General features: G+C 62.3%; 21 protein-coding genes, 1 tRNA gene and 1 pseudogene. 14 read left to right on the forward strand and 9 right to left on the reverse strand.

The window, feature by feature from the left end:
- Window positions 1-3: 3 nt before the first annotated feature.
- The 4 genes from fabA to ACWNZ1_RS25370 all read right to left on the reverse strand — a co-directional run bounded on the left by fabA (window position 4) and on the right by ACWNZ1_RS25370 (window position 5,710).
- A complete protein-coding gene (gene fabA / locus ACWNZ1_RS25355; protein ID WP_003204400.1) occupies window positions 4-519 on the reverse strand; it encodes a 3-hydroxyacyl-[acyl-carrier-protein] dehydratase FabA in 516 nt (171 codons plus the stop codon).
- A 236-nt stretch (window positions 520-755) separates the two neighbouring features.
- Complete coding sequence (locus ACWNZ1_RS25360) at window positions 756-2,657, reverse strand: ATP-binding protein (protein ID WP_135846535.1); 1,902 nt, start codon at window positions 2,655-2,657, stop codon at window positions 756-758.
- Window positions 2,654-3,586 (reverse strand): ABC transporter substrate-binding protein, encoded by a 933-nt coding sequence (locus ACWNZ1_RS25365; RefSeq protein ID WP_265072302.1) that lies wholly within the window; start codon window positions 3,584-3,586, stop codon window positions 2,654-2,656. Before ACWNZ1_RS25365 ends, ACWNZ1_RS25360 begins: the two co-directional genes overlap by 4 nt.
- Entirely contained in the window at window positions 3,587-5,710 is a 2,124-nt protein-coding gene (locus tag ACWNZ1_RS25370) for a TonB-dependent receptor plug domain-containing protein (RefSeq protein WP_135846533.1), read from the reverse strand. It lies immediately after the preceding gene.
- 198 nt (window positions 5,711-5,908) lie between these two features.
- Here ACWNZ1_RS25370 and ACWNZ1_RS25375 point away from each other — a divergent pair, with 198 nt between their 5' ends.
- From ACWNZ1_RS25375 to ACWNZ1_RS25410, 8 genes are all read left to right on the forward strand, one after another.
- A complete protein-coding gene (locus ACWNZ1_RS25375; RefSeq protein WP_256453553.1) occupies window positions 5,909-6,934 on the forward strand; it encodes an NAD(P)H-dependent glycerol-3-phosphate dehydrogenase in 1,026 nt (341 codons plus the stop codon).
- A 31-nt stretch (window positions 6,935-6,965) separates the two neighbouring features.
- Window positions 6,966-7,313, forward strand: a complete 348-nt coding sequence (locus ACWNZ1_RS25380) for a DUF4389 domain-containing protein (protein ID WP_135846531.1) — start codon at window positions 6,966-6,968, stop codon at window positions 7,311-7,313.
- A complete protein-coding gene (gene sixA / locus ACWNZ1_RS25385; protein ID WP_135846530.1) occupies window positions 7,310-7,762 on the forward strand; it encodes a phosphohistidine phosphatase SixA in 453 nt (150 codons plus the stop codon). The genes ACWNZ1_RS25380 and sixA overlap by 4 nt, the downstream gene beginning before the upstream one ends.
- A gap of 37 nt (window positions 7,763-7,799) precedes the next feature.
- Window positions 7,800-8,243 carry a hotdog fold thioesterase gene (locus ACWNZ1_RS25390; RefSeq protein WP_135846529.1) on the forward strand — a complete coding sequence of 148 codons (444 nt, stop codon included), beginning with the start codon at window positions 7,800-7,802 and terminating at the stop codon, window positions 8,241-8,243.
- Between the two features lie 188 nt (window positions 8,244-8,431).
- Complete coding sequence (locus tag ACWNZ1_RS25395; RefSeq protein ID WP_135846528.1) at window positions 8,432-9,226, forward strand: alpha/beta fold hydrolase; 795 nt, start codon at window positions 8,432-8,434, stop codon at window positions 9,224-9,226.
- The gene (locus ACWNZ1_RS25400) at window positions 9,223-10,074 is read left to right on the forward strand and encodes an alpha/beta hydrolase (RefSeq protein WP_135846527.1); all 852 of its coding nucleotides are present in this window, start codon (window positions 9,223-9,225) and stop codon (window positions 10,072-10,074) included. The genes ACWNZ1_RS25395 and ACWNZ1_RS25400 overlap by 4 nt, the downstream gene beginning before the upstream one ends.
- Window positions 10,075-10,203: 129 nt before the next feature.
- Entirely contained in the window at window positions 10,204-11,022 is an 819-nt protein-coding gene (locus ACWNZ1_RS25405; RefSeq protein ID WP_135846526.1) for a DUF4892 domain-containing protein, read from the forward strand.
- 61 nt (window positions 11,023-11,083) lie between these two features.
- Window positions 11,084-12,121 (forward strand): AI-2E family transporter, encoded by a 1,038-nt coding sequence (locus ACWNZ1_RS25410; RefSeq protein WP_135846525.1) that lies wholly within the window; start codon window positions 11,084-11,086, stop codon window positions 12,119-12,121.
- 172 nt (window positions 12,122-12,293) lie between these two features.
- On the opposite strand, the gene xopAW is transcribed toward ACWNZ1_RS25410, so the two are convergent.
- From xopAW to ACWNZ1_RS25425, 3 genes are all read right to left on the reverse strand, one after another.
- Window positions 12,294-13,136, reverse strand: a complete 843-nt coding sequence (gene xopAW / locus ACWNZ1_RS25415; RefSeq protein WP_135846524.1) for a XopAW family type III secretion system calcium-binding effector — start codon at window positions 13,134-13,136, stop codon at window positions 12,294-12,296.
- 144 nt (window positions 13,137-13,280) lie between these two features.
- A complete protein-coding gene (locus ACWNZ1_RS25420) occupies window positions 13,281-14,327 on the reverse strand; it encodes a sensor histidine kinase (RefSeq protein WP_256453552.1) in 1,047 nt (348 codons plus the stop codon).
- Complete coding sequence (locus tag ACWNZ1_RS25425; protein WP_135846522.1) at window positions 14,327-15,085, reverse strand: response regulator; 759 nt, start codon at window positions 15,083-15,085, stop codon at window positions 14,327-14,329. The genes ACWNZ1_RS25420 and ACWNZ1_RS25425 overlap by 1 nt, the downstream gene beginning before the upstream one ends.
- Before the next feature lie 291 nt (window positions 15,086-15,376).
- On the opposite strand from ACWNZ1_RS25425, the gene pyrF reads away from it, so the two are divergent.
- Window positions 15,377-16,075 (forward strand): orotidine-5'-phosphate decarboxylase, encoded by a 699-nt coding sequence (pyrF, locus tag ACWNZ1_RS25430; RefSeq protein ID WP_178084273.1) that lies wholly within the window; start codon window positions 15,377-15,379, stop codon window positions 16,073-16,075.
- A gap of 120 nt (window positions 16,076-16,195) precedes the next feature.
- On the opposite strand, the gene ACWNZ1_RS25435 is transcribed toward pyrF, so the two are convergent.
- Entirely contained in the window at window positions 16,196-17,200 is a 1,005-nt protein-coding gene (locus ACWNZ1_RS25435; RefSeq protein ID WP_135846520.1) for an NADP-dependent oxidoreductase, read from the reverse strand.
- Between the two features lie 226 nt (window positions 17,201-17,426).
- Here ACWNZ1_RS25435 and ACWNZ1_RS25440 point away from each other — a divergent pair, with 226 nt between their 5' ends.
- From ACWNZ1_RS25440 to ACWNZ1_RS25455, 4 genes and pseudogenes are all read left to right on the forward strand, one after another.
- A complete protein-coding gene (locus ACWNZ1_RS25440) occupies window positions 17,427-18,188 on the forward strand; it encodes an SDR family oxidoreductase (RefSeq protein ID WP_135846519.1) in 762 nt (253 codons plus the stop codon).
- A 204-nt stretch (window positions 18,189-18,392) separates the two neighbouring features.
- Window positions 18,393-19,769, forward strand: coding sequence for an aminotransferase-like domain-containing protein (locus tag ACWNZ1_RS25445; RefSeq protein WP_265072301.1), 1,377 nt, complete (start codon window positions 18,393-18,395; stop codon window positions 19,767-19,769).
- A 1,001-nt stretch (window positions 19,770-20,770) separates the two neighbouring features.
- A pseudogene (locus tag ACWNZ1_RS25450) lies at window positions 20,771-20,995 on the forward strand (HAMP domain-containing protein); the annotation flags it as partial.
- The gene (locus tag ACWNZ1_RS25455; RefSeq protein ID WP_456027952.1) at window positions 20,993-21,856 is read left to right on the forward strand and encodes a methyl-accepting chemotaxis protein; all 864 of its coding nucleotides are present in this window, start codon (window positions 20,993-20,995) and stop codon (window positions 21,854-21,856) included. The pseudogene ACWNZ1_RS25450 and the gene ACWNZ1_RS25455, both read left to right, overlap by 3 nt.
- A 164-nt stretch (window positions 21,857-22,020) precedes the next feature.
- On the opposite strand, the gene ACWNZ1_RS25460 is transcribed toward ACWNZ1_RS25455, so the two are convergent.
- Window positions 22,021-22,779 carry a hypothetical protein gene (locus ACWNZ1_RS25460; RefSeq protein WP_135846516.1) on the reverse strand — a complete coding sequence of 253 codons (759 nt, stop codon included), beginning with the start codon at window positions 22,777-22,779 and terminating at the stop codon, window positions 22,021-22,023.
- Between the two features lie 371 nt (window positions 22,780-23,150).
- Here ACWNZ1_RS25460 and ACWNZ1_RS25465 point away from each other — a divergent pair.
- Window positions 23,151-23,223, forward strand: a tRNA-Glu gene (locus ACWNZ1_RS25465).
- The last annotated feature ends 1 nt before the right edge of the window (window position 23,224 follow it).

A 23,224-nucleotide genomic window follows, 5' to 3' on the forward strand; every position in this document is an offset into this window, starting at 1 on the left:
CCCTTAGAAGTTGTCAGTGGAGGTGAAAACGCCGACCCGAAGGCCTTCGGCGGTGTAGATTTCGCGACCGTCCACGGCAACCGAACCATCGGCAATGGCCATGTTCAGCTTGCCCTTGAGGACGCGTTTGATATGAATGTTATAGGTGATTTTCTTGGCGGTCGGCAGGACCTGACCAAAGAATTTCACTTCGCCCGAACCCAGGGCGCGACCGCGACCCGGCAGGCCTTGCCAGCCGAGGAAGAAACCGACCAGCTGCCACATGGCATCCAGGCCCAGGCAGCCCGGCATCACCGGATCACCTTCGAAATGGCAGGCGAAGAACCACAGGTCCGGAGTGATATCCAGCTCGGCGACCAATTCACCTTTGCCGTACTTGCCACCCTCTTCGCTGATATGGGTGATGCGATCCACCATAAGCATGTTCGGGGCGGGCAGTTGCGCGTTACCTGGGCCGAACAGCTCACCGCGACTGCAGCGCAGCAGGTCTTCCCGAGTAAAGGCGTTTTGTTTGGTCATGCGAGCTCCTCAATAGTCCCATGCGGCAGGGTGGGGCAAATCTTCCCGGCCGATCGAAGCGTTCACGCCTCGAATCGACAGCTTACTCATAGACTATTGCGTTGTAGTGAAAGTCACAGCACACGGGAAATGAATGTACACCTGTGCACTGAAATTTTTATTCAAGCCCCAATCGGGGCCTGTTCGGGTGCCTAAGACTGCCGCACTTTCGCCTTTCACGCCAGTCACACCGGCCACTAATGCACCCAGCGTTGCAGAATTTGCTGCAGGTCAACTCTTTTGAACGGCTTGGCCAGGTAATCGTTCATGCCCGCCGCCAGGCAGGCTTCGCGGTCGCCCTGCAAGGCATTGGCGGTCAGGGCGATGATCGGCACGTCGCCGCAGCCGGGCAGTTGGCGGATCTGTCGGGTGGCTTCGTAGCCATCGACGATGGGCAGCCGGCAATCCATGAGAATCGCTTCGAAAATCAGGCTTTCGGCGCTGCGTACGGCCTGAGCGCCATCGGCGGCGACGCTCACCGTGAAGCCCAGGCTGCGCAGCATGGCTTCGATCACCGTCTGATTCACCGGGTTGTCCTCCACCAACAACACGTTGCGGCCTTCACCATTGCCGTTGCCGCTGGGCAGTCGTGGCACCAGGGGCGGCGGGGTCTGTCGCGACCGGGCCAGCGGCACTTCGAGGGTGAACACAGAACCCTGGCCCTCTGCACTCTGGGCCCGCAGCGTGCCGCCCATACGCTCGGCCAGGGTGCGGGCGATCGGCAGGCCCAGGCCAGTGCCGCCGTAACGCCGCGAAATCGAACTGTCGGCTTGCTGGAACGCATCGAACATGCGCTCCAGGCTCTCGGCCGGAATGCCAATGCCGCTGTCACGTACTGTGCAGGTGAACCACAGCAGTTCGTGATCCAGGGCCTGCCACTGGCACTGCACGGTGATACGGCCTTGCTCGGTGAATTTCAGCGCGTTGCCGATCAGGTTCACCAGGATCTGCCGGATCCGCGTCGGATCGCCTTGGACCTGCAAGGCCTGCATGTCGTCGGGGATCTGCAGGTCCAGGCCCAGTTTGCGTTGTGCGGCGCTGTGCTGGAACGACTGGGCGCAACTGCCCACCAGTTCCGCCAGATTGAACGGGATGTGTTCCAGTTCCAGGGCCGAACGCTCGATGCGCGAGAAGTCGAGGATGTCGTTGATCACCTTCAACAGGTGTTCAGTGGATTCGGAAGCCAGCGCCGTGTACTCGTGCTGCTCGTCGGTCATGCGGGTGGTTTCCAGCAGTTGCAGCATGCCCAGTACGCCGTTCATGGGCGTGCGCAGTTCATGGCTCATCATCGCCAGGAACTCGGATTTGGCGCTGTTGGCCTTTTCCGCTTCTTCCCGGGTCTTGATCAGTTGCGCCATGGCCTGGTGTTGTTCCCGGCTGGCTTGCTCCAGTCCGTCGGCCAGGTTGTTGATATGCCGTGACAAGGCGCCCAGTTCACCGTCGTCAACGATGGGCAGCGGCGTGCTGTAGTCGCCTTGCTGGATCGCCTTGACCGCGTTGCCGATGTCGCGGATCGGTCGGGACAGGTTCGCTGCCAGGCGCCGCGCTACCAGGAAGGTGAACAACAGGGCGAACAGCGCGAGGATGGCGGCCTTGAGCAGGATTTCCTGCTGGCGCTGGCTGAAGGCGTCACTGGACATGCCGACGATCACCCGCCCCAGGTAATCCTCGCCGGACGCCTCGGTTGAAGTGCTGTTGCCTTGCAGGAAATCATTGTTCAGGGCAATACGTTGCAGGCGAACCGGGGCCTGGAACACTTCTACCTGCTGAGTGCGCTCGTGGGTTTGCTCGGACTGCTCGACGTACACCAGCACCTTGTCCGTGCTGTCCTGAATCTCCAGGAAACGCACGTGGGGGGTCGCCAGGGTGGCGGCGAGCAGGCTTTCCAGCACCTCCTTGTTGCCGGAAATCACTCCGTATTCCGTGGCGGGGGCCAGTTGGTTGGCGATCAGTTGCCCGGTGTGATTGAGTTCCTGGCGCAGGTCCTGGATTCGCACGAAGGTGAAAAAGCTGATCAACAGCACGGTCAGCAGCAGCGCCGGGCCGAGGGCGATGAGCTGGGTGCGGGTATTGATGTCCCAACGGCGACGCAAGGTCATGGGCGGTGCTCTCCTTCGGCCAACGTCGCAGCGACGGATTCGGCGTCAATCGGTTCGATCCCCAGTGAACGGGTGACCTGTCGGTTGCTCAGGACTTTGAAACGGGCCGGATACAGGGTGCGCGGCCAAGTTGCGGCGGGGCGGTCGAGCAGATCGTCGAGGATCGCCAGCCAGTCGTCCTGGTCGCTGTAGGTGCTGGCCAGGCTACCGGCCTTGACGAAGGCGGCGCTCGGCCCGATCAGCGCACGTTGCCGGGCGTAGCTGCTGAGCAAGAGGTTTTTCACGGTCTTGGGGTTGTACAGGTCGGGATCGTCGAGGCCCAGCAGCACATCGCTCTGGCCCAGCAGGTTTTGCAAGGGGCGGCTGTCGCTGGTGTCGTCCCAGCGTTCGGCCACGATCTCCAGGCCCAGGGGCAGGGCGGCCTGGCGCAGGTCCTTGAGCAAGAACTCGCTGTGTCCGTCGAACAGTACGCCAACCCGGCGCACCTGCGGCAGGACCGTGCGGATCAGCCGCAACTGGCGCGCCATGGGCGGGTCGCTCCAGAGCAGGCTCAGGTGCTCGGGCGTGACCTCGCCCAAGCGATCCCGGGCTTGCTGGCGACTGATGCGCAGCACCAGCGTGGCCGGTCCGTGGGTTTTCTGCAGGCGCCAGTCGAGGCTGGGCAGGTCGAGCAAGACCAGACGGACATTGCCTGGCAATTTGTCCGGCGCTGGCAAGCCGGACAGTGGGGTGAACCGCACATTGTCCTCGGGGCGCAGGGCTTTGAGGGCCTGGGTGAAGGACTGCACGCCGGGGCTGTCCTCGGCGCCGGTCAGCAGTATTTCGGCGGCGCGGGCCTCGATCGTCGCCAGCAACCCTGTAAACACCAGGCATAGCGCCAGCGACAGGCGGCCATGAAATGGCGTCTTGCGTGATGGGCCCCGGGACATCTAGAAGGACAACTCTGCGCTGAAATACAGGACGTGACGGGAGTCGTAGCGGTTGTCGACGAACGTGGTCGGTTGATTGTCCAGGCGCTGTTGCAGGACGCCCGCCAGTTCCAGGCTAGCCTTGCCCAATGGGATGCGCCGGGCCAGCCGAGTGTCGAGCCGTTCGAAGCGATAACCGTTGAGGGCATCGGCGGCGTAATAGAAGACCGCACTGTTCCAACCCTGGCCCCAGTTCCGCAGCCAGCCGGCCGAACCGCTGTTGCGGGCGGTCAGTTGTTCGTCGAGGGGGTTGCTGGCCTGGGCATCGACATAGGCGTAGGTCAGGCGCAGGCGGTCGGCGCTGGTCAGGCGCCAGTCGAGCTGGGTTTCGGCCCCGGAGAACTGCGATTGGTTGCTGTTGCTGGCGATGTACTGATTATTGCGCAGCGGTTCGCTGATCATGCCGGTGATTTCGTCATGGAACAGCTTCACATCGACCGTCAGGCCCAGGTCCATGAAGTAACCGTTGTAGCCCAGTTCCCGGGAGCGCATGTGCTCCTGTTCCAGGTTCCCCGGGCCACGGGTCCGGACGAAGTAACGGGCGCTGCTCTGGCCGAAGGCGGTGGGCTGCAGGTTGGTGACCTGATAGCTCCAGTTGACGTTGTTCTCGAACATGTCCGGCGAGCGCACGGCTTCGGAATACACCGCCCGCAGGCCATGGCGCGGGGTGATCAGGTAGTTGACCGCCACTCGCGGGGTCAGTGAGCTGCCGGTCAGTTGGGTGTCTTCGAACATCGCTCCGCCCTGCAACAGCCAGTGCTCGGTGGCCCGCCATTCGAACTGGCCGAACAGCCGCCAGGTGGTGTCGTCCAGGGTGCCGTTGAAATAGGTTTCGGAGTCGGCCCGGTCGTACCGGTAGTTCGCCCCGGTGACCAGGCGCAGGCTGTCGGACAGGCTCAGGGTGTCCTGGATCTCCAGGTCGTAGCGCGACTCCCGGGCGCTCTGGTCGATATCGCCGCACAGGGTTTGCGAGGCGCCGTTGCGCCATTGATCGAGCACCTGGTTGGCCAACGCTTGTTCCTGTGGCGTGCCGGCTGGCGCGCCGCTGCTGAGGTAGCTGGGAATATTGCGCGCCAGCTTCTCGGCATAGTACGGGTTGAGCTGCCACAGGTCGGTCAGTTGCGGGCTGAAGGACACCTCGGCATCGCAGGCACGCCAGGTCTGCTGACGATCCCAGTGCTGGATCGAGCCTTGGACATAAAGGCTGTGGTTGGGGTCCAGGTCGAGGTTCCAGCGCAGCGAACCGGCGTAGTCCTTGGCGATAACGTCGGAATTGTCGCCGGCGGCGGTAATCCCGGCGAACACCGGGTGGTAGGTGTAGGGCCGCTGATTGGTCCCGTCCTTGGCGTTCAATTGCCAATCGATGCTCTGCTGCTCGTTCAATGCCTGGCTGACGGACAGGTTGAAGCGGTTCAAGCGACGGCTGTCGCGGTAATCGGCGCCGTTACGGTTGCTGTCAAAGCCATCGTCTTCCTGGCCGGACAGCGAAAGTCGCAGGTCGCCGTTCTCCCAGCCGCTGCCCTGGCTGGCGTACCAGTCGCTGATACCACGCTGGCCCCGGGTGATTTTCAGCCGGGTGCCGTGGCTGTCGGCGGGAGCGCGGGTGATGATGTTGACCACCGCCATCAGCGCGTTGGCGCCGTAGCTGACGGTGTTGGGTCCGCGAAAGACTTCGATCCGCTCAATGTCTTCCATGGCGACCGGGATATCGCTCCAGTCCACCGTGGCCAGGCCGGCGCGGTACACCGAGCGGCCATCGATCAGCACTTGCATGCGGCGGGCTTCGCTGGCGTTGGTGCCGTGGTAATTCACGGCGGCCTGGTTGCCGCTGATGTTGCCGACCATCATGCCCGGCACCAGGCGCAGCAGTTCGCTGATGTCCCGGGCGCCGCTGGCCTTGATCAATTCGCTGTCCAGCACGGTCATGCTGCCCGGCACCGCCGCCGGCGATTGCTTCAGGCGCGTGGCCGTCAGCACTTGGGGCAGGGCTTGGCTGTCCACGAACAAGTCGTCGGCCAGCACTGGCGGGCTGATGATCAGCGCCAATAGCAGTGACGAGCCTGAACGGGAAGGGCCAACGGGCACGGAACGACCTTGGGAATGGAAGGATAGCGGGCATGTTAACCGAGCTGAACGACTTTTCCATTCACGTTGACCGCATTTTCCGGGGAATTGATGGTCAGCTTGCTACAGCCTCCGGTAATTGTTGGCGGGGCTGGTCGCGATCCGGCCGCTCCGTATAATGCCCGGCATTGCCACTTGGTATGGATGAACGGATTGCATATGACTGAACAGCGCCCGATTGCGGTCCTGGGAGGCGGGAGTTTCGGCACCGCCGTGGCTAACCTGCTGGCCGAGAATGGTCACCCGGTGCGCCAATGGATGCGTGACCCTGAGCAGGCCGAGGCCATCCGGGTCAACCGCGAAAACCCGCGTTACCTCAAAGGCATCAAGATTCGCCCGGAAGTGGAGCCGGTCACTGATTTGCAGGCGACACTTGAGGGCAGCGAGCTGTTTTTCGTCGCCTTGCCGTCCAGTGCCCTGCGCTCGGTACTGGCGCCCCATGCCGAACGCTTGAGTGGCAAGTTGCTGGTGAGCCTGACCAAGGGCATCGAAGCCCAGACCTTCAAGCTGATGAGCGAGATTCTCGAAGAGATCGCCCCGAAGGCGCGCATCGGTGTGATTTCCGGGCCGAACCTGGCCCGGGAGATCGCCGAACACGCCTTGACCGCCACCGTGGTCGCCAGTGAAGACGAAGACCTGTGTCAGCAGGTCCAGGCCGCGCTCCATGGTCGCACCTTCCGGGTCTACGCCAGCGCCGACCGTTTTGGCGTGGAGCTGGGCGGGGCACTGAAGAATGTCTATGCAATCATCGCCGGGATGGCGGTGGCGCTGGGCATGGGTGAGAACACCAAGAGTATGCTGATCACCCGGGCGCTGGCGGAAATGACCCGCTTTGCCGTCAGCCAGGGCGCCAATCCGATGACCTTCCTGGGGTTGGCCGGGGTGGGTGATCTGATCGTCACCTGTTCCTCGCCCAAGAGCCGCAACTATCAAGTCGGTTTCGCCCTCGGCCAGGGCCTTAGCCTTGATGAAGCCGTGTCGCGCCTGGGCGAAGTGGCCGAAGGGGTGAATACCCTCAAGGTCCTCAAGGCCAAGTCCCAGGAGGCCGGGGTGTACATGCCGCTGGTCGCCGGGCTGCATGCGATTCTGTTCGAAGGGCGCACGCTGGAACAGGTGATCGAACTGTTGATGCGTGGCGAACCGAAGACCGACGTCGATTTCATTTCCACCAGCGGTTTCAACTGAGCCTTTATTTGAGCGCAAGCAGGAGCGAGCTATGAACGATCCGAAAGAGCAGCCCCAATACGAATCCATCCTGCTGCGTGTGCTGTGGATGGTCATTTATCTGTTGGTCTGGCAGGTGGCGCAATTCATCCTCGGCGCCGTGGTGCTGGTGCAACTGATCTATCGGCTGATCTACGGCGCACCCAGCGCCAGCCTGATGAATTTCGGCGACAGCCTGAGCCAGTTCCTGGCCCAGATCGGCCGTTTCGGCACTTTCCACAGTGACCAGAAACCCTGGCCGTTCGCTGATTGGCCAACCCCGCGCGCCCCGGAGGGGGAAGCTCCTCACGTTGTGGCACCGGCCCCGCATCCGGTTCGTGACGAAGAGCCGAAGCTATGAAGCTGTGGGTATTGCGCCACGGTGAAGCCGAGCCCTACGGCGCCCGTCCCGACCCCGAGCGGGCGCTGACCGCTCATGGTCGCGAGGAAGTGTTGCGCAGCGCCGCGCAGTTGATCGGTCAACCGTTGAGCGCCATCTATGCCAGCCCCTACCTGCGCGCCCAGCAGACCGCGCTATTGGTGCGCCAAGCGCTGGGTTTTCAGCCGGAACTGATCACGGTGGACTGGCTCACGCCGGACACCCGGCCGCAAAAAGTCCTGGAACACCTCGATGATCAGGGCGATGTGCTGCTGGTCAGCCATAACCCTCTGGTGGGTAGCTTGTTGGGCTTGCTGCAACATGGTCATCTGCAACAACCTGAACAGGTGAAAACGGCTGGCCTGGCTGAGCTGGAAGGCGATCTGCCGTTGGCTGGGGTGATGATGCTCAAGGGCATCAAGCACCCCTAAGATTGAGCACCCTGAAAATCACAAAGGAAGGGCAACGATGAGTCTGTGGCGCACCCCCCCCAACATCGAGCAACTGAACGCCGCCGGGAAGAACACCATCAGCGAAGTGCTGGACATTCGGTTCGAGTCTTTCGACGACGAATCCCTGACCGCCAGCATGGTCGTCGATCACCGTACTCACCAACCATTTGGCCTGCTGCATGGCGGTGCGTCGGTGGTGCTGGCTGAAACGGTCGGGTCGATGGCCGCCTATCTGTGTGTGGACGCCAGCAAGTTCTATTGCGTGGGGCTGGAAATCAATGCCAACCACCTGCGCGGCGTGCGCAGTGGTCGCGTGACGGCTACGGCGCGGATGGTGCACCTGGGGCGCACCACCCAGGTCTGGGACATCCGCCTGACCAACGACGAGGGCAAGGTCAACTGTGTGTCGCGCCTGACCATGGCCGTGGTGCCGCTGGGCGAGCAACCGCCGGCGCGTTGAAACTCGTTAACTTTTCGGGGCAGGAGAGGGCCTTTGTGGCGAGGAGATAAATCCCCTCGCCACAGTTTCACTGCCCATTGCCCCCCATAGCCCAACCCCGACTGTCATCATTCCTGTCAGTTACGGTCATTGCCGTGCCGCCAGGTTCTGCGGACAATCAGCCCCAGTTCCCCAATGGATCGGCTGTCATGTCGCAACAGGTGTTTTTCGCCCACGCCAATGGTTTTCCCTCGGCCACCTACGGCAAGCTGTTCGCCGCGCTGGCGCCGCAGTACGAGGTCGCGCACCTGGAATTGCACGGCCATGATCCGCGTTTCCCGGTGGACGACAACTGGCACAACCTGGTGGATGAACTCATCCACCACCTGGAACAGCAGGCGGGGCCGGTGTGGGGCGTCGGCCATTCCCTGGGCGGCGTACTGCACCTGCACGCGGCGCTGCGCTGCCCACAGTTGTACCGGGGCGTGGTCATGCTCGATTCGCCGGTGCTGACTCGCACCGATCAATGGGTGATCCTGGCCGCCAAGCGCCTGGGCTTCATCGACCGCCTGACCCCGGCCGGCCGGACCCTGGGACGGCGTGAAGAGTTCGCTGACCTGGCGTCGGCCCGGGCGTATTTTGCCGGCAAGACACTGTTCCGCGGGTTTGACCCGGACTGCTTCGACGCCTACCTGCAACATGGCCTGCAGCCAGTTGGCGATCGGTTGCGGCTGCGCTTCGACCCGGCCACGGAAATCAGCATCTACCGTGGCGTGCCGCACACCAGCCCAGGACGGACCCGTAAGCTCAAAGTGCCGCTGGCGGTGGTGCGCGGCCGGCAAAGTCGGGTAGTGATGGGGCATCACACCCGCTCGGTGGGGCGCATGCCCCAGGGCGAATCCCTGAGCATGCCTGGCGGCCATATGTTCCCCCTGGAGCGGCCGCAAGACACGGCTGATCTGCTCAAGGATTTGCTCCAGCGCTGGGAAGGTCGCAGCCGATGAGTGGGGTCGAAGAAGTCCGCCTGAGCTTGCCCCACATCGAACTGGCGGCCCATCTGTTCGGCCCGGAAGAGGGCCGGCCAGTGATCGCCCTGCATGGCTGGCTGGACAACGCCAACAGCTTCGCCCGGCTGGCCCCAAGGCTTGCAGGCCTGCGGGTGATTGCCCTGGACATGGCCGGCCACGGTCACTCCGGGCATCGGCCGCCCGGAGCCGGTTACGCCCTGTGGGACTATGCCCATGACGTGCTGCAAGTCGCCGAACAACTGGGCTTGAAGCGTTTCGCCCTGTTGGGGCACTCCATGGGCGCCATTGTCTCGCTGGTGCTGGCCGGCTCGTTGCCAGAACGCGTAACGCACTTGGGCCTGATCGACGGGGTGATTCCTCCGACCGCCAAAGGCGATAACGCCGCCGAACGCATGGGCATGGCCCTGCAAGCGCAGCTGGATTTGCAGCAAAAACGCAAACCGGTCTACAAAACCCTCGATCGGGCCATCGAAGCGCGCATGAAAGGACTGGTGGCGGTCAGCCGCGAGGCCGCCGAGTTGCTGGCCCAACGTGGCCTGATGCCGGTGCCGGGAGGTTACACCTGGCGTACCGACAACCGCCTGACCTTGCCATCGCCGCTGCGCCTGACCGATGAGCAGGCCATGGCCTTCGTCGCGCGGGTCGCTTGTCCTGCGCACCTGGTGGTGGCGGCCGACGGCATGCTTGCCCAGCACCCTGAACTGCTGGAGCGTCTACCCTTCAGTCATGAGCAGTTGCCGGGCGGCCATCATTTGCACCTGAACGACGAGGACGGTGCCGCGCTTGTAGCAGACTGTTTCAATCGGTTCTTCACCGTTTCTTGACTTGCGCCGGGCAACTGTCGAGGCTGGGCGGGTTGAAAGGGAGACAACCATGACAGATCTCTGTTTACCCGCCACGCGGCGCATCGACGACGCCTGTTTCGTCCAAGTGACTCAGGCCATGCCGATCCGATGAAATTATCCGTTCATTCACTCGCCCTGCTGGCGCTGGGTTGCTTCAGCCCGGCGTCGTTCGCCGTCGATGTGCCCGGCAGTCACGATCTGGAGCGTGTGCCACGCCTGCCCGATGCGCAGATCGTCGATTACCGGCAAACCAGCGACCTGGAGCGCGTCTACCCCATGGGCTCGATCCGTAGGATCAGCGGCCAGTTGCGCTTCGACGGCCAGGTCGAGGCCCGTGGCAATGTCACGTCGGTCACTTACGAGCTGCCGCCGGAACATTCCGCCACCCAAGCCTTTACCGCCGCTCGCGAAGCGTTGCAGAAGCAGGGCGCCGAGCTGTTGTTCTGGTGCCAGGCCCGCGATTGCGGTGAAAGCAGCCTGTGGGCCAACGAAGTATTCGGCAATTCCAAGCTCTACGGTGCCGACAATGGTCAGGCCTATCTGCTGTTGCGCCTGGCGCCACCGGCGGACAACACATTGATTGCGCTGTACGGCATCACGCGCGGTAACCGCAAGGCCTACCTGCATGTCGAGCAGTTCGAGTCGAGCGCAGCACTGGGCGAGTTGCTGCCGACCTCGGCCACGCTGCTGCGCCAACTCAAGGACACCGGGGTGCTGGACTTGCCGCGTCTTGCCGGTGAGCCGGATGACACCTGGCTACGCCTGCTGTCCCGGGCGCTGAACCTGGACACGGGCCTGCGGGTCAGTATCGCCGGTCCGCAGGCCGAGACCTGGCGCCAGGCGCTGATTGACCAGGGTGTCCGGGCGGCGCGGATGGAAGCTGCCCGTGGCGATGTGGCGGGCCTGCACCTTGAGTTGCTGCGATAAGCTGTTGCGGGTGACGGGCTTCACGCCGTGACCCTGGCCCTGTCCATTTTCGAGACCTTACATGCTCAATAACGATCGGCTGTTGGTGCAGATCCTGCTCCTGGTGTTGTTCGGCGCAAGCCTCTGGGTGATGGCGCCGTTCTGGTCGGCGCTGTTCTGGGGCGCGGTGCTGGCGTTCGCCAGCTGGCCGCTGATGCGCCTGCTGACCCGCTGGCTCAATGGCCGCGAATCCCTGGCGGCGGCGTTGCTGACGTTGGGCTGGATGCTGTTGGTGGCGGTACCGCTGGTGTGGCTGGGGTTCAACCTGGCCGATCATGTGCGCGATGCCACGGCGTTCATCAAGGACGTGCAGGTTGACGGTCTGCCCGAAGCCCCGACCTGGCTGGCCGGCGTGCCGCTGGTGGGCGGGCGGTTGGTGGGTATCTGGAACAGCATCGACCAGCAGGGTGCGGCAATGATGGTGTCCATCAGACCCTACCTGGGGCAGGTCGGCAACTGGCTGCTGGCCCGCAGCGCGCAGATCGGCGGTGGGATTCTCGAACTGACCCTGAGCATTGTGTTCGTGTTCTTTTTCTATCGCGACGGCCCACGATTGGCGGTGTTCGTCCATGGACTGCTGGAGCGCCTGATCGGCGACCGTGCCGGCTATTACATCGAACTGGTGGCCGGAACGGTGCAACGGGTGGTCAACGGTGTGATCGGTACTGCGGCGGCCCAGGCCGTGCTGGCACTGATCGGCTTCCTGATCGCCGGGGTCCCGGGGGCGCTGGTGCTGGGTATCGTCACTTTCCTGCTCAGCCTGATTCCCATGGGGCCGCCGCTGGTCTGGATCCCCGCCACGGCCTGGCTGGCGTGGAAGGGTGAATATGGGATGGCGGTGTTCCTCGGTATCTGGGGCACCTTCATCATCAGCGGCGTGGACAACGTGCTCAAACCCTACCTGATCAGCCGTGGCGGAAACCTGCCATTGGTGATCGTGCTGCTGGGGGTGTTCGGCGGCTTGATCGCCTTCGGTTTCATCGGCCTGTTCATCGGTCCGACCTTGCTGGCGGTGGCGTACAGTTTGCTGACGGATTGGAGCAAGAGCCAGGCACGATAGTGTGAATGCCGAGCACCTGTGGCGAGGGAGCTTGCTCCCGCTGGGGGCGTAGGAGCTGTGTAGGAGCTGTCGAGTGCAACGAGGCTGCGATCTTTCCCCAGACCCTTGAATCCAAGCGAAAGATCAAAAGATCGCAGCCTTCGGCAGCTCCTACGAGTGCAGCCCCGGTGAATCAAGTCGCCACGTTCAGGTGTTTCCCCACGGTCGCGACGTTATCCAGCGAGTATTGCCGGCTGAGGTTGGCGATCATCCTGTTCAACGCTTCGCTGCCATTGGCCTGGGCGGTGGAACTGTCGCTGCTGCGTCCGGCCTGCAAGGTGCTGTTGAACTCGTCGCTGTCGACCCCGCCGCTGCTGTCGCTGTCGAGTGCTTTGATCAGCATTGCGCTGGTGTCGGTGCTCGTGGCGGTGCTGTCGCTGGCCTGCAGGGCGCTGGTCAGTTCGCTGGCGGTAACACTGCCGTCGCCATCGCTGTCGAGCTGGCTGAACAGCTCTTCGCTGGAGGCCTGTTGCGGTGGTGGAGGCGGTGGGGCGAGGCTGGCGGCGAGTTCGTCGGCGCTGACGGTACCGTCTTCATTCTTGTCCAGCGCCGAGAACACTTGCTGACTGTCGGCATCGCTGCCAGCACTGGCCAGGCCGCTGCTCAATTCATCGCTGCTGATCGTGCCATCACCGTCGGCGTCCAAGGTGCTGAGCAGCGCCTCGGCCAGTTCGGTATCCGGCGCCTGGTTCCGTGGAGGTGGAGGTGGAGGGGCCATCGCGGCCATTTCCTCGCTACTCAAGTCACCGCTGCCGTCACTGTCCAGGTCGCTGAAATTGTCGCTCAGGCTGACCAGGATACCGTCGTCGCTCTTCTGCGACAGGGCGGTGCTCAATTCGTCCTGATCAACCGAACCGTCGCCGCTGCTGTCGAGCTTGCTGAGCAGCTCCTTTTGAAACTGCTGGCTGCGGGCACTGCTGGTCGCGGTACTGCTGGTGCTGGTGTAGGGCGAGTAACTGCTGACGCTACCGATCATGGGCGCTCTCCTTGGGCTGGAATGCCGGTGGGTGCACCGGCTTATGCAGCGTCGGCGGGGCAGTTGTCGTGGGTGTGTGGAGTTTGTACCGGTGGGTGTACAAACTCAGCCCCCGGCGGGCTCCCACATGGGATTGAGGTTGTTTCAGGCGCGGGGCAAACGGATGACGGCCGTCAACCCACCCCCCGGCGTTTCTTCCAGGCTCAACTGCCCGCCGAGGCGTTCTGCGGCTTCCCGGGCGATGGTCATGCCCAGGCCGACGCCGCCGGAATTGCGGTTGCGCGAGCCTTCCAGGCGATAGAAGGGTTCGAATACTGTCTCGCGTTTGTCCGCCGCAATACCCGGGCCGTGGTCGATGACCCGGATCAGTAACTGGTGAGGCTGGTCTTCCAGGGTAATCAAGGCGTGACCGGCATAACGCAGGGCGTTGTCCATGAGGTTGTTGAGGCACGAGCGCAGTGCCATCGGCTGCACCTGCAGCGGCGCACAGGAGCCGCTGGCCTGCACATCGGCGCCCTGGTCCTGGGCGTTTTCGCTCAGCGATTCCACCAACGCCTGCACGTCCATCCATTGCAGGGCTTCGCTGGTGCGCTGTTCGTGCAGGTAGGTGAGGGTCGCGTCGAGCATGCCGATCATGTCGTTCAAATCCTGGCGCATCTGGCCTTGCAGCTTGAGGTCATCGATCTGCTCCAGGCGCAGCTTGAGTCGCGACAGTGGAGTGCGCAGGTCATGGGACACCGCGCCGAGCATGCGTGAGCGCTGCTGCACCTGTTCGCGAATCCGTTGCTGCATCAGGTTGAACGTATGGGCCGCCTGCCGCGCTTCCCGGGGGCCGGTTTCTTCCAGTGGCGGGCTGTCGAGGTTCTCGCTCAGGCGCTCGGCGGCCTCGCTCAGGCGCTGGATCGGCCGGGTCAGCAATTTCGCACCGTACCAGGCGGCCACGATCAGGCACACGAACTGGAACGTCAGCGGCACCACCGGGCCGCCGAACCAGGGGCGCGCAGGTCGGTTGGGTGGCGGACCGAAGGCTGGTCGCCCTTCGGTTTGTCGGGAAAATTCCGGCGGTGGCCCGGGCGGTGGTGGCCTGTCGTAGTGAGCAAACCAGGCAAACGCCAACAGATGCGCCAGGACGATCGCCAGCAACAGCACGCCAAACAGACGGCCGAACAGGGAGTCGAGGCGCAAGCGCATCAGCCGATGTCCCGAGCGTCGAACAGGTAGCCTTCACCGCGAACGGTCTTGATCAGTTGCGGCGCCTTCGGGTCGTCGCCCAGCTTCTGGCGCAGGCGCGAGACCAGCAGATCGATGCTGCGGTCGAACGCCTCGATGGAGCGTCCACGGGCGGCGTCCAGCAGTTGCTCGCGGCTGAGTACCCGGCGCGGCCGTTCGATGAAGACCCACAACAGGCGGAATTCGGCGTTGGACAGCGGCACCACCAGCCCGTCGGCGGATATCAGTTGGCGCAGCACGCTGTTGAGCCGCCAGTTATCGAAGCGAATATTGGCTCGCTGTTCGGTGCGGTCGTCACGCACCCGGCGCAGGATCGTCTGGATCCGCGCCACCAGCTCCCTAGGTTCGAAGGGCTTGGCCATGTAGTCATCGGCACCCAGTTCCAGGCCGATGATGCGGTCGGTGGGTTCGCACCGGGCGGTGAGCATCAGGATCGGGATGTCCGATTCGGCGCGCAGCCAGCGGCACAGTTGCAAGCCATCTTCCCCCGGCAGCATCAGGTCGAGCACGACCACGTCGAAATGCTCGGCCTGCATTGCCAGGCGCATGGCCGCGCCATCGGTCACGCCGCTGGCGCGGATGCTGAAACGGGCCAGGTAATCGATCAGCAGCTCGCGAATCGGCACGTCGTCGTCGACGATCAGCGCGCGGGTGCTCCAGCGCTTGTCATCGTCGGGCGCTTTTTGATCGTCAGAATTTGCAACAGGGGTGTTCTGCATGGATGCATCATCTGCCAGGTAGGCTGCCAACCGCAAAGAAGGCGGCGAGGTTGAGGCTTCAGCATAGGCGTCGTGCCGCGAGGCGTGAAGCGCTGAAAGGACGGGGTGCGGCGCCAGACGGTAGCGTGCCGGCATGTTGCACGCATGTCATGAGTGTATCGGCTTCGACACAAAGGCCGGCATCGTCCATGCTGCTCTGGACGCGATGATGATTTACCGATCATCGGGTCCCGCACCGGCGCTGGTTCCGCTACAATGCGCGCCGATTTCGACTTGCCTGAGAGCCCGCTCATGTCCGCCTGCCAGACGCCCATTATCGTCGCCCTGGATTTCCCTACCCGTGACGCCGCCCTGAAGCTGGCCGACCAGTTGGACCCCAAGCTCTGCCGGGTCAAAGTCGGCAAGGAGCTGTTCACCAGCTGTGCCTCGGAAATCGTCGGTACCCTGCGTGACAAGGGTTTTGAAGTATTCCTGGATCTGAAATTCCACGATATCCCCAACACCACCGCCATGGCCGTCAAGGCTGCCGCGGAGATGGGCGTGTGGATGGTCAACGTGCACTGCTCCGGTGGCCTGCGCATGATGGCAGCCTGTCGTGACGTGCTGGATCAGCGTAGCGGCCCCAAACCCCTGCTGATCGGCGTGACCGTGCTGACCAGCATGGAGCGCGAGGACCTGGCCGGGATCGGCCTGGACATCGAGCCTCAGGAGCAGGTGCTGCGGCTCGCGGCGCTGGCGCAGAAGGCCGGCCTGGACGGTCTGGTCTGTTCGGCCCTGGAAGCCAGCGCCTTGAAAGCGGCCCATCCGTCGCTGCAACTGGTGACCCCGGGGATTCGTCCAGCGGGCAGTGCCCAGGACGATCAACGCCGCATCCTGACCCCGCGCCAGGCGCTGGACGCTGGCTCCGATTACCTGGTGATCGGCCGTCCGATCAGCCAGGCAGCGGATCCGGCCAAGGCGTTGGCGTCGGTCGTGGCCGAACTGGCCTGATCAACCTCTGAGGTTCCCCTTGTGGGAGCGGGCTTGCTCGCGAAGACGGAGTGTCAGGCGTCATGTATGCCAGCTGACTCACCGCCTTCGAGCAAGCCCGCTCCCACAGGTGTTTTGTGACTAGACCTTAAGTACCAACTTCCCGAAATTCTCCCCACTGAACAATTTGGTCAGCGTCTCGGGGAACGTCTCCAGCCCTTCGACGATATCTTCCTTGCTCTTGAGTTGCCCCTTGGCCATCCAGCCGGCCATTTCCTGCCCGGCGGCGGCGAATTGCGCGGCATAGTCCATGACCACGAAACCTTCCATGCGCGCTCGGTTGACCAGCAGCGACAGGTAGTTGGCGGGGCCCTTCACCGCTTCCTTGTTGTTGTACTGGCTGATGGCGCCGCAAATCACCACGCGGGCCTTGAGATTCAGGCGGCTGAGCACTGCGTCCAGAATGTCGCCACCGACGTTATCGAAATACACATCCACGCCTTTGGGGCATTCGCGCTTGAGGCCGGCATGGACGTCTTCGCTCTTGTAGTCGATGGCGCCGTCGAAGCCCAGTTCATCGATCAGGAACTTGCATTTGTCGGCCCCACCGGCGATGCCTACCACGCGGCAGCCTTTGATCTTGGCGATCTGCCCGGCAATGCTGCCCACCGCACCGGCGGCACCCGACAGCACCACGGTCTCGCCGGCCTTGGGCGCGCCAACGTCCAGCAGGGCGAAATAGGCAGTCATGCCGGTCATGCCCAGCGCGGACAAATAACGGGGTAGCGGCGCCAGTTTCGGATCGACCTTGTAGAAACCTCTCGGCTCGCCGAGGAAATAATCCTGCACGCCCAACGCACCGTTGACGTAGTCCCCGACGGCGAACCCCGGGTTGTTCGATGCAATCACCTGGCCTACACCCAATGCGCGCATCACTTCACCGATGCCCACTGGTGGAATGTAGGACTTGCCTTCGTTCATCCAGCCGCGCATGGCCGGGTCCAGGGACAAATACTCGTTCTTCACCAGGATCTGACCGGCTGCCGGTTCGCCGACCGGTACTTGTTGATAAGTGAAAGTCTCGCGGGTCGCGGCGCCCACCGGGCGTTTGGCGAGCAGGAACTGGCGATTGGTCTGGGCAGTCATGGCTGGCACTCAAGATGAATGAAGCCTTGTTGATAGACCTTCGAAGCCTTTGCCGCAAGGTTTGCTGATGCAGCGAATGCACTTCGATCCAACACAGTGATAGTCCGGCCAGGCGCTTTATCACTGGCGCCCATGAATGCTCAAACGGCAATTGGATAGTGCTGCCGCGTCATCGAGACCTGTGGCTAGACTGGCGTCATCCCCCGCATTCTTCGAGGAACTGACAATGAGCATGACGTTTTCTGGACAGGTCGCCGTGGTAACGGGCGCAGCCGCGGGCATTGGCCGCGCCACTGCCCAGGCGTTCGCGGCAGAGGGCCTGAAAGTGGTGGTGGCCGACCTGGACGTGACGGGCGGCGAGGGCACGGTGCAGTCGATTCGAGAGGCGGGCGGCGAGGCGGTGTTCGTGCGCTGCAACGTGACGCTGGAAAACGACGTGCAGAACCTGATGAACGAAGTGATCAATACCTACGGTCGCCTCGATTACGCCTTCAACAACGCCGGGATCGAGATCGAGAAGGGCAAGCTGGCCGATGGCACCCTCGATGAGTTCGACGCGATCATGGGCGTCAATGTGAAGGGCGTCTGGCTGTGCATGAAATACCAATTACCATTGCTGCTGGCCCAAGGCGGCGGGGCCATCGTCAACACGGCTTCGGTGGCCGGCCTGGGGGCGGCGCCGAAGATGAGCATCTATGCGGCCTCCAAGCACGCTGTGATCGGCCTGACCAAGTCGGCGGCCATCGAGTATGCCAAGAAGAAAATCCGCGTGAATGCGGTCTGCCCGGCGGTGATCGACACCGACATGTTCCGTCGTGCCTATGAGGCGGATCCGAAAAAGGGTGAGTTCGCCAACGCCATGCACCCAGTGGGTCGTATTGGCAAGGTCGAGGAGATCGCCAGTGCTGTGCTGTACTTGTGCAGCGATGGAGCGGCATTCACCACGGGTCATTCCCTGGCGGTGGACGGCGGTGTCACGGCTTTCTGAGGACCGTCTGCTGAGTTTGTAGGAAAAGCCCGCACTGGTTGCGGGCTTTTTCTTGGGCGGCGGAAAAGTCCTGGGAAGGGACCGACAATGTGTTTCAAGGAGTGAGAATCAGCGGTTTTGAGGCTGTTGTCGTACATCGTCAGGTGGCGGCCTGTGCTTAACTGTTTCCGGAAATAAAACAAACGCTTAGGAGCTTGGTTACTCATGGAATTGAGAATCGACCGACAGGCCCTGGTGCCCGTCGTGCAGCAGATTGTCGACGGGCTGGCGGGCTGGATCCGACAGGATGCGGTGCAACCGGGCACTCGCTTGCCATCCATCCGGCAACTGGCGCGGGAGAATCTGCTCAGCCAGTCCTGTGTCAGCGAAGCGTGCGAACGCCTGGTTGCCCAAGGGCTGTTGGCGTCCCGTCACGGCTCTCGTTTTTTTGTCGCCCCGTCACCTGACACCCTCGACGAAAATCGGCCGCAAGGTGCGCCACCGATCCAGGGGCATTTGCCCGGCAGTTCGCAATGGGCGTTGAAGTTGGGGTGTGGCGGGCTTCCCGAGAGCTGGCGTGAAAGCGATGACCTGGGCTATGCGATCCGCCAGGTTACCCGCACCGATATGGCGGGGCTGTTCAACTACAGTACGCCGTTGGGGTTGCCCGCCTTGCGCGAGCAACTGTCCCGGCGCCTGAAGCTGCTCAATATCGAAGCCGATAAGAACCTGATCATGACCACGACCGGAGCCACCCACGGGCTGGACCTGATCGTGCGGACACTGTTGCAGCCGGGGAGCTGCGTCGTCGTGGAAAGCCCCGGTTATTCGAAACTGTTCGAGCTGCTCAGGCTGCATAAGATCGACATGATCGAACTGCCCAGGACCCCGCGCGGCCCGGACGTCGATGCACTGCAAACCCTCCTGGCAACTCATCGGCCCAGTGCCCTGTTCGTCAACAGCGCCTGCCATAACCCGACCGGCAGCAGCCTGGTCCCGGCCGTGGCCCAGCGGCTGCTGCAACTGACAAAAAAACACGCCATGCTGGTGATCGAAGACGATGTCTATGCCGATTTCCAGGGTTCGGCGCGGACCCGGCTGGCGGCGCTGGACGCCGACGTGGTCTACGTTGGCAGCTTCTCGAAAACCCTGAGCAGCTCGTTGCGAGTCGGTTTCGTGGCGGCCGGGCCATCCGTCATCGCGCGCCTCAGCGAGGTCAAGGGCATTACCAGCATGGGCGGATCGCGGTTTTGTGAGTCGGTGCTCGCCAGCCTGCTGGCCAACGGTGCCTATCGCAAGCTGGTCCAGCGCCAGCGCCAACGTCTCAATGCCGATCGGGCGGCGGTGTTGCAGGTGCTGGAAGACGCCGACTGGGAAGTCTTTGGCAAACCGGTCGGTGGGCTGTTCATCTGGGCACGTCCGCCATTGTGTGACTACGCTGGACTACAACGCTTGGCCAAGCGGTTTGGCGTATCGCTGTCTTCGCGAACGGCCTTCAGCCCTTCGGGTGCCGACAGTGACTGGTTGCGGATCAACGTGGCCTACGCATTGGACCCCAGGGCACAAGCATTTTTCCGGGCCGCGGCCTTGGATCGACCTTGAGTGTCCTGAAAACGACGCGGCTGTAGCTTTTTGCCATTATTCCGACGCCAGCATCTTGTGTTGCGGGGCGTCTCGTTGCGAATCTGCAATCAACACACACTGGCAGAGGACTGAGCGCAATGATTTCGGCCGTGCAAGGACGTTTTGCCAACCTCGGTATGGCAAAAAAACTGGGTATCGGGTTCGTCCTGGTATTACTGCTCACTGCTGTGGTGGCGGCTATCGGAGTCTGGTCCCTGCAGACCATCAGCCATCGCTTCGAGGGGCTCAAACAGATGTCCGCCCTTAACAGCGAGCTACTCAAGGTCCGCCTGCTTGAGCAGGACTACGCCCTGCGCTCCGACGCTAAGACGGCCGACGCCCTGCGCCAGGGCGTCGACGGGCTGATTGTCCTGGCGAACGTGCTCAAGGCGCAGTCGGCGGCCAATGGCCCGGTGATGAGCGACGTCGAGCAGGCGCTGGCGGCTTATCGCAAAGCGTTCGACGAGTTTGTCAGCTTGAGCCAGAGCAAGGACCTGGCGCTGGAAATGGCCAGTTGGTCGGTGTCCAGCGTCGCCAATAACCTGGATGTGCTACAGGCGGGGTTGGCGGACGATGGCGCCTATACCTTGAAAGACACCGAAGGCAAGGAGGGCGCTGAGTTCATCGAGCAGGCCAACCAGATCAGCGAAGTGTCGCGGTTGATGCTGCAGGCCATGAACGAAGCGCGGGTCCGTCTGGACCAGAGTCGCAAAGGCAGTGATGAGGCGGCCGGGCAAGGCAATATTGAACAGGCCGAGCAGGCCATGAAACAGGCTGAAGCGCTCAAGGCCGTCATCAAGGACCCGGGTTACCAGACCGTGCTTAACGAAGTGGCCGGGCACATCGCCGGGTTCAACCAGCAACTGGCCGAATACACCGGGCTGTTGGCCAAGGAAAAAATCGTCTACCAACAACTGCACGAGCGGGCCGCCCAAGTCGTGGAGCGGGTAGACCAGGCCTACAGCGCCGAAGACGGTGCGATGCGGACCGAACTGAAAAAGAACTCGCTGCTGATCATCGGTTCGTCGGCCCTGGCACTGTTGGTGGGCTTGATCGCGGCCTGGGTCATTACCCGGTTGATCGTTGCACCGCTGCGCAGCGTCATTCGTGTCGCCCAGCAGATTGCGGCGGGTGACTTGAGCGCTACGGTCGAAGTGACGCGCCGCGACGAAATTGGTCAGTTGATGCTGGCCATGCAACAGATGGGGGCCGGCCTGAGCAGTATCGTCAGTGGCTTGCAGGCCGGTATCGAGCAGTTGGCCAACTCCGCCCAATCGCTGTCGACCGTGACGGAGCAGACCAACCTGGAGGTCAGCAGCCAGAAAGAGGAAACCGAGCAGGTCGCCACGGCCATGAACCAGATGACCGCCACCGTCCACGACGTGGCGCGCAATGCCGAAGAAGCGGCTCAAGCGGCCCAGACCGCCGACGATAAAGTCGAGAGCGGCCAACAGGTGGTGCGTCAGAGCATGGTGCGTATCGAGCAACTGGCCGATTCGGCCACTTCGGCCAGCACCAGCATTGAAAGCCTCAGCGCGGAGATCCAGAACATCGGTACGGTATTGAGTGTGATCAAGAGCGTTGCCGAGCAAACCAACTTGCTGGCGCTCAATGCCGCCATTGAGGCTGCTCGGGCCGGTGAGCAGGGCAGGGGCTTTGCAGTGGTGGCCGATGAGGTGCGGGCCCTGGCCAGGCGCACGCAACAGTCCACCGAGGAAATCGAGCGGTTGGTCAGCGCCTTGCGCTCAGCGGCCCACACCTCCGTGCAGCAGATCCAGAGCAGTGGCGAGCTAGTGAAAATGGCGGTCAGCGATGCACTGCAGACTGAAAGCGCCCTGGGAAGCATTGCTGCTGCTGTGTCGTTGATCCAACAGATGAACCAGCAGATCGCGGCTGCGGCCGAGCAGCAGAGTTCAGTGGCCGAGGAGATCAACCGCAGCGTCACCAGTATTCGGGCCAGCGCCGATCAATCCTCCCTGGCGATGCAGGGCAATGCCGCGTCCAGCATTGAACTGGCACAGTTGGGCGTTAAGCTGAAGGGGATGGTGGGGCATTTCAGGTTGTGATTTGTTCCATGAGCGCTTGCTCCCGTTGGGCTGTGTAGGCGCTACTGAAGGCTGCGATGTTTTGATCTTTCGCTTGGGACTCAAGCGTTTGGAGAAAGACCGCAGCCTTGTTGCACTCGACAGCTCCTACACAGCTTGGCGGGAGCAAGTTCCCTCGCCACATTTCAGTCGTAAACCTTCTTCTTCTTCCACTCGTCGTTTATTTCGTCATCCTTCAAGCCTTCGGTCAACTGGTTGACTTCGCCTTCGACGGGCTGGGTGCTGGCCAGGACCATGGCATTGGCCCGGCCCAGGAGTTTCTCCAGGTAGGCCAGTTGCTCGGCGTAGACCTGCGGTTCCTGTTGTTTGCGCAAGTATTGCACGCCGCGTTCGAATGCCAGGCGGGCCTGGCCTGGTTGCTCTTGCTGCAAGGCTTGTTGACCGAGGTTGTTGAAGAACTCGATGTGCAACAGGACGAGGATGTGCCGTACTTCGCGGATCCAGCGCTTGGCTTCGTTGGCTGGCAGAAAACCGTCCTGGGCGGCGCGGGTGATCTGACCATGCAAAGCCTCGAGCAGAAACCGCACATCCTTGGCCTTGGCCTCGGTCAGGATCGGTGCTGGTGGATTGTTTACCGGGATCGATTCACCTTGGGCGGCTAATGCGTTCAGTTCATCAAGGCGCGCCTTGACCGCGTTATTGGTTTTCTCCAGGTTCAGCAAGCGCTGGCAGACGTTCATCTCAAGGCGCGTCATCAGCAATTTCAGGGCCGGGGTCATCAACTGCCCCGGAAAGGTTTCCGTGAGTTCGCCACAGCGACGCATGCGGTCGTTGAGTTCAACCTTGGTGCGGGCCTTTTCCAGCTTATTGTTTTCCACCACATGGTTCATGTAGCCAATGGCAATCAACAGTGCGATCCCGGCTACGACGAGCAGGGTGATCATGAGTGGTGTCACCGGTAAGACCTCTTTAATGGGGTTCGCATGTTATGAGTGTAGTGGCTTGGCTTTTAAGCGCATAGGCCCGTGCGACGTGATTAGACGGGCGTCGTGCTGTTTATATGAAGCACAGCTAAGTAGATGCACATTGCCACTATTTGCCAGACGCGACTATAGCGTCTTGGCGGGCGACAGAATATAGACGTCAGAGACCAGGCGAGCAAAATCTGCGAATGGCCTCCAAACCGGGCGAAGTCATTGATTTAAATAAATTTATATCTGGGGGTTGACGACCCTCCAATCCATCCATAGAATGCGCGCCACTTACAGCGTAAAGCACTCAGCTAAACGCGGTAAGCAGTGAATGTTGTACGTGTGTCCCCTTCGTCTAGTGGCCTAGGACACCGCCCTTTCACGGCGGTAACAGGGGTTCGAGTCCCCTAGGGGACGC

The organism is Pseudomonas sp. CFBP 5748 (assembly GCF_053850495.1).